The sequence below is a fragment of the Acinetobacter sp. XH1741 genome, from assembly GCF_041021895.1.
Classification (GTDB): domain Bacteria; phylum Pseudomonadota; class Gammaproteobacteria; order Pseudomonadales; family Moraxellaceae; genus Acinetobacter.
On record NZ_CP157428.1, the window covers coordinates 3219825 to 3232296 of the forward strand.

Here is a 12472-nt window from a genome sequence, read left to right on the forward strand (position 1 = left end):
CGCTTCTTACAATTGCTTGCAAGATTCTTTATGCAATCAAGTTTTGTTTTGGTGATAAAAACGGCAAGTTTGCTTGATATTTTATGCTAAACCTGTATACCTTTAACTCTCAACCTTCGTTTTCTTTTGCTGGATATCAACAGTGACACAAAAACTTGATCAAGTGACAACTTCATCTTTATCACTCGCTAAAACAAACACCACAAACGTCACAATAAATGCATTTCCTTCAGCTTTTGAGCAACCTGATATTAAAATGACTTTAGATAAAACAGCTTTAAAACCCGAACAACTTACACATATTCCAGATTTTGAAAAAATTCCAGCTTCAACAAAACGTATTAAACCGCTCAATAATTTTTTAGGTCAAGATCGAGCCAAAGCTTCGGTAGAAGCTGGCATTTCTTTACCTTACTCTGGTTATAACATTTTTGCAGTAGGAACGGCAGGGTTAGGTAAACGCACCATGATTAAGCGTTTACTACAACAACATGCGAAAACAATGCCTACCCCTGATGATTGGGTATATGTCTACAATTTTAAACAGGCTCGTCAACCTATTGCATTACGTTTCCCTGCTGGGCAAGGAACAAAGTTCCAACAATCCCTTCATCAAGCTTGGCAAATTATTTTAAAGCAGCTTGAACGCCGCTTTAGTGCTGAAACTTATCATAACCGTATCGAACGAATCCGTGAGGAAACCGGAGATGAACAGCAACAAGCACTTGTTGAGCTCACAAAAGAAGGCGAAGGGCTTGATCTAAAATTGATTTCTCGAAATGAGAAACATGGTTTTGTACCCGTCCAATTAAAAGATGATCAGGTACAAGAACTTACCCAAACAGAAATTGATGCGTTAAATACCAAGCAACGTGCTGAAATTGCAGCCAATGTCCGTTACATGGATAAAAAGCTTGAGCGCCTTGGTTTGCATTTAGGCGATTTAGAAGATGATGCACGTGACAAAGTGTCTGTGTTAAACCGAGATATCGCCACCCAAGTGGTTATGCCACGAATCGATTTGATTTTAAATAAATATGGCCAAGTAAAAGGTCTTGAAGATTATTTAAAACAGTATGCTCAAGATGTAATTGACAATGTCGAATTAATTTTAGAGCAAGAAGAAGATGACTTTGCTCCGGCTATGTTTAACCGTGTGCCAGCGCGTTATCAGGCAAATGTGATTGTCTCGAATAAACCAAATAGTGGTGCACCAGTTATTTTTGAAGATTTCCCAACGCACTACAACCTGCTTGGTCATGTTGAACAGCTTACTCATAACGGCACAATTACCACAGATTTCACGCTCATTCGTCCAGGTGCTCTTCACCAAGCGAATGGTGGTTTTTTAATGCTTGAAGCTGAGCAGTTACTTGAACAACCTTATGCATGGCAGGGTTTAAAGCGTGCTTTAAAGTCAGGTCAACTCAAGCTATCTTCTCTTGAACATATGTTGACTTTAACGGGAAGTATTTCGATAGAACCTGCTGCTATTCCACTTGATATTAAAGTGGTTCTTATGGCAGAACCTGAAATTTATTATGAAATTTTAGAAGTAGAACCAGAGCTTGGTAGCGTATTTAAAATTCGTGCGGATTTTACCGATACATTACAACGTAATGACGAAAATGAACAAGCCTACATGCAGTTGATTGCAGACTACGTACAAGCAGATAAATTACTTCCATTTGATCGAAGTGCTTTGGCAGCTTTATTGACTGATTCAAGCCGTCAGGCAGAAGATCAAAGTTCCTTGTCTTTACATGCTTCGACTTTAGGTGATTTGATTCGTGAAGCGCATCATCATGCGTTTAAAGGCAATGATAAGCTCGTAACTGACCAGCACATTAATCTTGCGCTACAACATAGACAATATCGCTTAGGCTATTTAAGAGAGCTTTACTGGCAAGATTTATCTCGTGGAACCCAGTTAATTGAAACTTCTGGACATCGTTTAGGTCAGATCAATGCCCTCTCCGTCATCCACTATGCAGATGTAGAGTTTGGTTTACCTTCACGTTTAACTGCCTCGGTCTATCAAGGCGGTGGTGATATTCTTGATATTGAGCGTAGCGTCGAGCTTGGCGGTTCATTACATGCTAAAGGCGTGTTACTCATGTCTAGCTTCTTAAAAGCTCATTTTGGTCGTGAACAGATTTTACATTTCTCTGCTGCTCTCGCATTTGAACAAAGCTACGGACAAGTAGACGGCGATAGCGCAACAGTTGCCGAACTTTCTGCATTAATTTCTGCAATTAGCCAAATACCAATTGATCAGTCATGGGCCATTACAGGCTCTATGAACCAGTTAGGTCAAGTTCAACCGATTGGTGGTGTAAATGCAAAAATTGAAGGCTTCTATGACGCATGTAAACTGCAAGGTTTGACAGGTAAACAAGGTGTTATTATTCCTCGTCAAAACATGCAGCATTTGATGTTACGCCAAGATGTGATTGATGCTGTACAAAGTGGCCAATTCCATATTCACGCGATTGATACGATTGATCAAGCGCTTGAGATCTTAATGGCTCGTCCTGTTGGTACACTCGACAAAAAAGGTAAATACAGCAAACATTCTATTTATGCTGCTGTAATGGAACAGCTTGAATATTGGCAAGCAATTGAAGATGGTGCAGAAATTGAAGAGGAGCCAAAGAAGAAAAAGAAAAATAAGAAAAAAATCAAAAAGCATGAAGAGCTCACAGCAGATGACCTTCCTCAAGAGACTCAGGAAGAAGCTGTAACACTAAAGCAAAAATAAACTGACATAAAAAAGGGCTTGTATTTACAAGCCCTTTTTTATTAATTCAATAAAATTAGCGAACAATCTGCATCGCTCTTCCGCCAGCCAACTGGCTAAAATACTGTTTAAGCGCTTCAACGCAACGTTGAATCTTCATTGGTTGTTGATCGTTTTTTGCAGTCTCTGCATATAAAGTGAAAGCCGGGAGTTTCCAATCAGGGAGGATTTCAATTAAAGAACCAGCCTTAAGTTCTTTTTGAGCATCTAAATATAAAATTCTGGCAATACCGTGTCCTTGTTGGCATAGTGCTTTAGCAACTTGCAAATTATTACTTTCCAAACGGCTTATCATTTCAATATTTAATTTTTCACCTGTTTTGGCATGCTGAAAATTAAAACTACGTGATTCGCTCATTGCATTAATAGAAAGCAACTCATGATTGTTTAAATCGTTTGGATGCAAAATCGGGCTTGATTGATTGAGATAGCTGGGAGAAGCTACCAAAATCTGATCGACAAAAGCCATTGGAACAACTGAGCTATCCTCTTCTACTGGTGTAGAACTCATACGTACAGCAATATCAATTCGTTCTTCGATTAAGTCAATATAACGATGACCTACTTCAAAATGAACAGATAAACCACGATGAGCAGACATCCAATGAGATAAAGCTGGGATAATGTGCTGAACCGCTAAATCCGGTGTAGTTGCAATGCGTAAATCCCCAATCAAATCGTCTCTTAATTCATTGATTCGGATCTTGCCTCGTTCTGCTGCTGCCAACATTTCTTGGCAACTTGAGAAAAAAGCCTGTCCAGCCTCTGTTAAACTAAGTTTTCGAGTAGAACGGTGTAATAAAATTACATCCATTTCATGCTCAAAAGAACGGATTTGCTGACTTACAGCACTTGTTGTAATACCTAATTCACGTGCCGCGCCACTAAATGAACTTTTTTCAACCACACAAGCAAAAACACCCATCGCACGAAGCTGATCTAACATAGGTTTCCTCAAATCTAATTCTAAATTTATAAAAAATGCTTATTGTTGTAATGAAAGCAACCAATTACATTATACGAGGAAACCTATATTTATTGCATTAGCTAATTTGGTAAAAGATTTGCCGGATTGATTGGTTTACCATCAAGGCGAATTTGGAATTCAAGCATCACTCGAGAAGCGCCTGAAGAACCCATTTCAGCAATCTTTTGCCCTGCTGTTACATTGTCTCCACTCTTCACTATCATCTTGCTATTGTGGGCATACGCACTGATATAACCATCAATATGCTTAATTAAGACTAAATTACCATATTCTTTTAGACCATCAGCCGCGTATACAACTTGACCATCAGCCGCTGCATAAATCGGGTCACCTTGGTTACCACCATAACGAATTCCTTTGACATTATTCGCCAAATTAAATCCTTGGATCACTGGACCATTATTCGGTTTCACCCAACGCAAGCTTGAGCTTGGAATAGAAGCGCCTACTGTTGTATTGGTTGATGATGCAACAGGTGGTGGTGGAGTCGTTGTTGGCGGTGCCGTTCTTGTTGGTGTTGTGGTTGGTAAAGCTATTGTTTGACGCTTAATTGGTTCTGGTTGTGCCATGACTTGTGTCGACACTGTTCTTGGTGAAGAAGACGAACTCTTTAAACGTAGCGATTGGTTTACATAAATACGATACGGCGGAGCAATACCATTCATCTCTGCAATACTGACATAATCCAGACCATAACGCATTGCAATACCACTTAAAGTATCACCTGAACGGACTGTGTAATAGTTAGGAGCCATTGCAAAGCGAGAACTATTATTAATTTGTGGTTTAGAAGCACATCCTGCCATTGCAACAGTAAAACCTACAGCTACAGACAACATCATAATTTTCATTATTTTGTCTCTTTGAATATGCAATCTGCTTTGTTGCCCAGTTAAATGCATCGAACTCCCTCACTAAATGCTACAAATCATTTCGGCTAAGAGTACCAAAAAAGTAAGAGGAAACATGTTCCTCTTTTTCTTTATTCACAAAGTTATAACATTTGATAGAGATTATTGACCCAAACTGGACTGCAAATCTTCTAAAACTGCATAGTTTGTTGCGTCCATCTGGATTGGAGTAACACTTACAAAACCATTTGCAACCGCAAAAAAATCAGATTGAATTTGACTCGCTATACGCTGCGGGTCAGTAACTGCTTCGCCAGCAAGACCAATCCAGTAAACTTGACGGCCTCGTGGGTCAACATGACTCGTGATTGGTTTAGACTGGGCACGGCGGCCTTGGTAAGTAATTTGGGTACCCTTCAGCTGTGGTACATCCGGAATATTAATATTAAAAATATGTCGCGGTGGCAACGCAGGTAATCCCTTGGCAATAAAGTCATGTACCCACTTCGCTGCTTGCGCATAATCATCTTTATGATTGTATGAACGCACATCAGACCCAGCCAAAGAAACTGCAATGGCTGGCTGCTTCATTAAACGCCCTTCAAATGCAGCACCCACTGTTCCCGAGTACAGCACATCGTCACCTAAGTTTGCGCCACTATTGATTCCACTAACGACTAAGTCAAATTCGAAATCAAATAATCCATTCATGGACAAATACACACAATCGGCTGGTGTTCCATTGACTGCCCATACATCTTCAGCAATTTGAATAGGACGTAAAGGACGATCTAGAGTTAACGCACTCGAAAAACCGCTTCTTTCACTTTCTGGAGCAACCACAACAACACGGCCTAGTGGTTTTAATGCTTCAGCTAAGGCTTGTATACCGGGTGCGAACACACCGTCATCATTGGCAATTAGAATATTCACAAAAAATCTATCTCGACAAATAAACCCGAAGGTTTTCTCAATTGAATTATTTGTTGAATTATATATATTTATGCCTCCATAGCATTATAAAATTGTGAAAAAATGAAAACTTTCGCTCCTTTTTTTCAGGTATTGGGGATCAGTATCACATTGTGTAGTCAAACGGTTTTTGCTGATGAGGGGATCTCAACACAAGAAGCTGATAGCTTAATTAAAGATGACATTGCATCTACTCAAGTTTTACAAGAAATTTGCCCTACTTTTGTAGGTGCAAATAAAAATCTTGAAACCAATACTAAAAAGATTATTGCGATGTACCTAGGTGGTTATTCCAATAAATCGATCACTTTCTCTGCGCTGCAAAATGACCCAGAATATAAAACATTGTTAAATGACGCTCGTCAGGCTGCCAAAGAAATGGATCATCATGAACAGCATGAACTCTGCGAAGAAGTGGTAAATTATAAAGATTAAGGTCTTTGCTTATTCAGCATAGTTTCCTTGGGGTTTTCTGTTTATATAAAGCAGAAAACCTACATAACAATACATTTTTTCCATTTTTTTAGCGTTTAAATTGTTTAAGCTATCGGCATATTTCAATTTTTTGTTTCAGGTTATCCATGTTTATGAAAAAAAGTTTAGTTCAATCACTTTCTGTTGTTTTACTCATGACAATGGCAACAGTAGGTTATGCTGCTGACAAGAAAAAAACAGCTGACAAGAAAACTGAAAATGAAAATGTTGTTGAAGTTACACCTACCAAAGGTACTACACCAGAAGAGTTAGCAGCAATTCAGGTACTTTCTGAAATTTGTCCAAGTTTAATTGGTAAAAAAGATGCAGAATTTGCTCAAGGTTATGAGCGTCTTGTAAAAGACTATTTACCAAATGAAGCAGATCCAGTCGCTGCTTTAGAAAAACGCACGAAAGATAAGAGTTTCAAAAAAGTATTAAAAGAAGCGCGTAATGATGCAAAAGCTGCAGGAAACGAGCAAAACAAGTTAGTTTGTCAAGACGTAAAAGCTTATCAATCGCAAAACTAAATTAGTTAAAAACTCTCTAGTTACAATACTGTTTGAAAAAGCCGACTTCCCCCATAGAAGTCGGCTTTGCTTTATCCTAAAATGCTAGGCTCTTCTGCTTCATACAAGATATTGGAATTACCTAGAATGACTCGAAAAAGCGCTATTGCTGCACTCCTCCTCTTACCAAGTTTTTCTTATGCAGCAACTGTCTTATCAGCTCCGCCAGAATTAAATAATAAGTCTTATGTATTAATGGATTATGAGACAGGACAAATTCTTGCTTCTAAAAATGAAAATGAAAAGCTTGCTCCAGCATCTATGACAAAAATGATGACGAGCTATATCATTGAACAAAAACTATTAAAAGGTCAGCTGACTGAAAATGAAAAGGTTCGTATGAACGAATCTGCATGGTGTAAAGGAAGCAGCGCTGAATCATGTATGTATGTTCCATTAAATGGTACAGCAACTGTTTTAGAAATGCTTCGAGGTATTATCATTCAGTCAGGTAACGATGCATCAAAAGCAATGGCTGAGCACATTGCTGGAAATGAAGGTACTTTTGCTCACCTCATGAATCAGGAAGCAAAACGTATTGGTATGACAAATACCCAGTTTATGAACTCAACAGGTTTACCTGCTGAAGGTCATTATTCAACTGCAAAAGATATGGCAGTTTTAGCTCAACATATTATTAAAGATAGCTCAAGATACTATCCGATTTACTCTGAGAAAGAGTTTACATTTAACGGTATCAAACAAGGTAACCGTAATGCTTTACTTTACACTGACCCAAGTGTGGATGGTTTAAAAACAGGCCATACAGACGAAGCAGGTTACTGCTTAACGACTTCAAGTAAACGTGGTCCAATGCGTTTAATCTCAGTTATTTTTGGTACCGACAGTGTTAATGAACGTGCTAATCAAACTCGCTCTTTGTTGTCTTGGGGCTTTGCGAACTTTGAAACTGCAAATGTTCAACCTGCTAACCAAGTTCTTGCAAAAGCGAAAGTATGGTTCGGTAAAGAAAATGAAGTTCAAATTGGTTTAGCAGAGAACTTCAGTGTCACCATGCCTAAAGGTAAAGCAGGCGGCATTAAGACTCAATTGGTGGTACAGCCAAACCTTAAAGCTCCTCTACAAAAAGGCCAAGTAGTTGGTAAACTTGTTGCGAGTTTAGATGGCAAAGTAATTGCCGAAAAACCTCTTGTTGCTTTAAAACCAGTTGAAGAAGCAAGTTTCTTCGCACGTATGATTGACCATATCAAACTATTTTTTAGCGGCTTATTCTAATTTTTAGAATAGTCAAATTAAGCACTCATGCTATTTAGTCTGAGTGCTTTTTTATTTTATAATTTTACTAAATTTTATTTTGATGCCTCTCATGACAAAAAATATTCGTCCTTATTTAGATCATCATCCACAAATTGACTCGAGTTGTTACATTGATGAAATGTCAGTGGTTGTAGGTGATGTTAAATTGGCCGAAAATGTTTCGGTATGGCCTTTTGCAGTTATACGGGGTGATGTAAATAGCATTCAAATTGGTAAAAACAGTAATGTACAAGACCATTGTATGTTGCATGTTAGCCATAAAAATGATGCCAAACCGAATGGTTCACCTCTTATTATTGGTGAAGACGTGACTGTGGGTCATCATGTGACTTTACATGGCTGTACCATTGGCAATCGTGTTTTAGTCGGTATCAATACTGTTATTTTAGATGATGTCGTTATTGAAGATGACGTAATGATTGGTGCGGGAAGTTTAGTTCCACCTCGTAAAGTCTTAAAAAGTGGTTATCTTTATGTGGGAAGTCCTGTACAACAAGTCCGTCCTCTAACTGAAAAAGAACTGGCATTTTTACCTTATTCAGCAAGACATTACGTAAAAGTGCAAAACAATCATAAAGAGACTCAAACAAATTAATTGAACTCTACATTTTTCAAATGATAAAGTTTTTATCATGCTTTATCGTTTGAAAGATCACCGTAGCCAAAAACCCCTAAATTTCGTATCATACGACTTTTAAATTCATGGTGCTTTTTTATGGCCGCATGGACTCCTCATGTTACTGTCGCTACAGTCGTAGAAAAAGATGGACGCTATCTTTTTGTCGAAGAACATAGCGAAGGTTTTGTACACACAGTGTTTAATCAACCTGCTGGTCATGTGGAATGTGGTGAAACGCTAATTGAAGCTGCTATTCGTGAAACACTTGAAGAAACGGGTCATCATATAGAAATAGATGCCTTACTCGGTATTTATACATATACCCCACCCATGTTTCCCGACCGTACCTATTATCGCTTCTGCTTTTTAGCGCACGTCACTCACGTCGAAAGCGACCCTAAACTTGATACAGGTATTGTTTCTGCTGTCTGGATGACCCTAGATGAGCTTCAAGAATCTGCCCGTGCTCGTAGTCCACTGGTAATTAAAGCCATTGAAGACGCCATGAAAGGTAAACATTATCCTTTGGCTCTTATTTATGAGCACCCTTTCTCTCCCTCATTAACTTCACATTTGGATGCCTAGTCCTATGCAACAACGTGTCATCGTCGGTATGTCTGGTGGCGTAGATTCATCTGTTTCTGCGGCACTTTTACTTCAACAGGGTTATCAAGTTGAAGGTCTTTTCATGAAAAACTGGGAGGAAGATGACGGCACGGAATACTGCACGGCAATGGAAGATTTAGCCGACGCCCAAGCAGTAGCAGATAAAATTGGTATTAAACTTCATACTGCAAACTTTGCCATGGAATATTGGGATCGTGTATTTGAGCACTTCTTAGCTGAATATGCGGCTGGTCGCACCCCAAATCCGGATATCTTATGTAATAAAGAAATTAAGTTTCGTGCATTTTTAGACCACGCTATGACTTTAGGTGCGGATTTTATTGCAACAGGTCACTATGCACGCCGTGCTGAAACAGCTTACAACTCTAAAGGTGAAGCGTATGCGCCTTTATTACGTGGTTTAGATAACAACAAAGACCAAACTTATTTCTTGCATGCAGTGCATGGTCGTGAAATTAATAAAACGCTCTTCCCTGTAGGCGAAATTGAAAAACCCGAAGTTCGTAGAATTGCTGAAGAATTAGATTTAGCAACGGCGAAGAAAAAAGATTCAACTGGTATCTGTTTTATTGGTGAACGTCGTTTTAATGACTTCCTTAAACAATATTTACCCGCTCAACCAGGTAAAATTGTACTAGATAACGGCAAAGAAGTTGGTGAACACCACGGTCTGATGTACTATACGCTCGGTCAGCGTGGCGGTATTGGTCTAGGTGGTCTGAAGGGTGAATCAGAAGGTGCGTGGTTTGTACTTCATAAAGACATTGCCAATAATCGTTTAGTCGTAGGCCAAGGACATGAACACCCACTCATGCAAAGCACACAGCTTTGGAGTGAGTCGATTGACTGGGTAGCGGGTGAACAAAATATTCCAGCCGAAGGATTACGTTGTACAGCTAAAACACGTTATCGCCAGCCTGATCAGGCTTGCACAGTGTTTATAGATGAAAATAGTGAGCACGGTATTCGTGTTGAGTTTGATGAACCTCAACGCGCAGTTACACCGGGCCAAAGCGTTGTATTTTATTCAGATGAAGTTTGTCTAGGCGGGGGTGTGATTCACCATACAAATGCCCCTACACCAAATTTTATTTAAGGGAATGAATGGCATGGTGGAGTTACCCTTTCAACAATCACAAGCTTTGAATGTTCGCCAAAACCGTGCCCTTGCTTTAGCTGGGGTGTTTCAAGCAACCCAGCTTACGCATATGACTGCTATGACAGGTCAGCAAAGTATTGGTGAAAGTGGTAACTTTTATTTTGAGTTATTAATAAAGGCGAGTTTAAATATTCGCCCTACAACAAATAATAATACTGTTCAAACTTTAGATTTTTTTAATCAACTGGCTGATATTTCGTTAGGTCTTAAGACACTCGAAAACTGTATTACCCAGCCTTTTACCAATGCGCCTAAATCTCGTTTGCCTAAAATGCGTAGTGCAAAGCTCCCTATGTCTTACGCAATGTCACTTTTGCAATTAGAAAAAAAGGTCTATAGCAATCCTGAATATGTCGCCATTATTGAAAAAGCGCAGCAGAAAATTTTAAAACAACTTTCTTTTTTTGATAATAATTATTTACATCCAAGTATTTTAGCCAATTTGGCTCAAACCTATGTTGATACTGCCGGGCAAATCAATCCACGCATTCTTGTTCGTGGTAATGCTGAGGCATTTAAAGATACCAACCATACCAACCGCATCCGTGCTTGTCTTTTTACAGGGCTACAAATGGCTCATTTATGGCGACAACTCGGCGGTAGTTCATGGAACATGATTTTTAGCAAACGTAAATTGCTACAGGATATTCAAGCACTTGCTCGTTTACAGTACCAAGTTGTCTAAGACTGTACCGAGATTATTTTTGTTTTATGTTTATTCCAACATTAAGGAATCGTTATGAACGCTTTAACCGCACTGTCACCATTAGATGGACGTTATGCCAGCAAATGTGATGCGCTACGCCCTTTTCTTTCTGAGTTTGGTTTAATTCATGCTCGTGTCACTGTAGAGGTGCGTTGGTTACAAGCGCTTTCTAACCATCCGGAAATTGTTGAAGTTGCTCCTTTCTCAAATGAAACAAATGCAGCTTTAGATGCGATCGTAAGCAACTTCTCAGAAGAAGATGCGAATCGCATTAAAGAAATTGAACGTACAACTAACCATGACGTAAAAGCAGTTGAATATTTCTTGAAAGAGAAAATTGCTGGTATTGCTGAATTACAAAATGCGGGTGAGTTCATCCACTTTGCGTGTACATCAGAAGACATCAACAACTTGTCTCATGCACTTATGCTTAAAAACGGCCGTGAAGTTTTAGTATCAAGCATGAAGCAAATTTTAAATGCGATCTCTGCTCTAGCAACAACGCATGCTGAACAACCGATGTTGTCTCGTACACATGGTCAAACTGCTAGCCCAACAACTTTGGGTAAAGAAATGGCAAACGTTGCATATCGTTTAGCTCGTCAAATCAAACAGTTTGAAAATGTTGAATTACTAGGCAAAATCAACGGTGCTGTAGGTAACTACAATGCTCACCTTTCTGCTTATCCAGATGTTGACTGGGCTGCACACGCACAAGCTTTTGTTGAATCTTTAGGTTTAGCTTTCAACCCGTATACAACACAAATCGAACCACATGACTATATGGCTGAGTTGTTTGATGCGTTACGTCGTTTCAATACCATTTTGATCGACTTTAACCGTGACGTATGGGGTTATATCTCTTTAGGTTACTTCAAACAAAAACTTAAAGAAGGTGAAGTTGGTTCATCAACTATGCCACACAAAGTAAACCCAATTGACTTTGAAAACTCTGAAGGTAACTTAGGTATTGCAAATGCGGTATTGGCTCACTTAGGTGAAAAATTACCAATTTCTCGCTGGCAACGTGACTTAACTGACTCAACTGTACTTCGTAACATGGGTGTTGGTTTTGCACAAAGCTTAATTGCTTTTGATGCTTGCTTAAAAGGTGTTGGTAAACTTGAGCTTAATGCTAACCGCTTAAATGAAGATCTTGACCAAGCTCAAGAAGTTCTTGCTGAACCAATTCAAACAGTTATGCGTCGTTATAACATTGAAAAACCATATGAGAAGTTAAAAGCATTAACTCGTGGTCAAGCAATGACTCGTGACATGATGGTTAATTTCGTAAATGGTGACGAACTTGCTCAAGTACCAAGCGAAGAGCGCGCTCGTTTAGCAGAGCTTACACCTGCGACTTACACAGGTAATGCAGCTGAACAAGCAAAACAAATTAATGACTTAATTAGCAAAATCTAATTTAAAA

Annotated in this window: 12 protein-coding genes; 9 read left to right on the forward strand and 3 right to left on the reverse strand. The window is 39.0% G+C overall.

The genetic code is table 11. From position 1 onward, the window contains the following. The first annotated feature begins 142 nt into the window (after positions 1-142). Positions 143-2761 (forward strand): ATP-binding protein, encoded by a 2619-nt coding sequence (locus ABLB96_RS15565; protein ID WP_348895355.1) that lies wholly within the window; start codon positions 143-145, stop codon positions 2759-2761. Positions 2762-2816: 55 nt separating this feature from the next. Here ABLB96_RS15565 and ABLB96_RS15570 read toward each other — a convergent pair whose 3' ends face one another. The 3 genes from ABLB96_RS15570 to surE all read right to left on the reverse strand — a co-directional run bounded on the left by ABLB96_RS15570 (position 2817) and on the right by surE (position 5572). After that, positions 2817-3746 (reverse strand): LysR family transcriptional regulator, encoded by a 930-nt coding sequence (locus ABLB96_RS15570; RefSeq protein WP_348895356.1) that lies wholly within the window; start codon positions 3744-3746, stop codon positions 2817-2819. Positions 3747-3847: 101 nt separating this feature from the next. Continuing rightward, positions 3848-4690 (reverse strand): peptidoglycan DD-metalloendopeptidase family protein, encoded by an 843-nt coding sequence (locus ABLB96_RS15575; protein ID WP_348895357.1) that lies wholly within the window; start codon positions 4688-4690, stop codon positions 3848-3850. A 111-nt stretch (positions 4691-4801) separates the two neighbouring features. After that, positions 4802-5572: a 5'/3'-nucleotidase SurE gene (gene surE / locus ABLB96_RS15580; RefSeq protein WP_309456165.1), complete on the reverse strand. Its 771-nt coding sequence runs from the start codon at positions 5570-5572 to the stop codon at positions 4802-4804. Between the two features lie 102 nt (positions 5573-5674). On the opposite strand from surE, the gene ABLB96_RS15585 reads away from it, so the two are divergent. The 8 genes from ABLB96_RS15585 to purB all read left to right on the forward strand — a co-directional run bounded on the left by ABLB96_RS15585 (position 5675) and on the right by purB (position 12465). Beyond that, on the forward strand, positions 5675-6046 hold the full coding sequence (locus ABLB96_RS15585; protein WP_348895358.1) for an MCR_0457 family protein: 372 nt from the start codon (positions 5675-5677) through the stop codon (positions 6044-6046). 146 nt (positions 6047-6192) lie between these two features. Continuing rightward, entirely contained in the window at positions 6193-6615 is a 423-nt protein-coding gene (locus tag ABLB96_RS15590; protein WP_348895359.1) for an MCR_0457 family protein, read from the forward strand. A gap of 126 nt (positions 6616-6741) precedes the next feature. Continuing rightward, positions 6742-7890: a D-alanyl-D-alanine carboxypeptidase PBP5/6 gene (dacC, locus tag ABLB96_RS15595; RefSeq protein WP_348895360.1), complete on the forward strand. Its 1149-nt coding sequence runs from the start codon at positions 6742-6744 to the stop codon at positions 7888-7890. Positions 7891-7981: 91 nt separating this feature from the next. Further along, entirely contained in the window at positions 7982-8527 is a 546-nt protein-coding gene (locus ABLB96_RS15600; RefSeq protein WP_348895361.1) for a gamma carbonic anhydrase family protein, read from the forward strand. Positions 8528-8647: 120 nt separating this feature from the next. After that, entirely contained in the window at positions 8648-9136 is a 489-nt protein-coding gene (locus tag ABLB96_RS15605) for an NUDIX hydrolase (protein ID WP_348895362.1), read from the forward strand. 4 nt (positions 9137-9140) lie between these two features. After that, positions 9141-10274, forward strand: a complete 1134-nt coding sequence (mnmA, locus tag ABLB96_RS15610; protein WP_348895364.1) for a tRNA 2-thiouridine(34) synthase MnmA — start codon at positions 9141-9143, stop codon at positions 10272-10274. 13 nt (positions 10275-10287) lie between these two features. Next, positions 10288-11022 carry a high frequency lysogenization protein HflD gene (gene hflD / locus ABLB96_RS15615; protein WP_348895365.1) on the forward strand — a complete coding sequence of 245 codons (735 nt, stop codon included), beginning with the start codon at positions 10288-10290 and terminating at the stop codon, positions 11020-11022. Between the two features lie 54 nt (positions 11023-11076). Beyond that, positions 11077-12465, forward strand: coding sequence for an adenylosuccinate lyase (purB, locus tag ABLB96_RS15620; RefSeq protein WP_348895366.1), 1389 nt, complete (start codon positions 11077-11079; stop codon positions 12463-12465). The last annotated feature ends 7 nt before the right edge of the window (positions 12466-12472 follow it).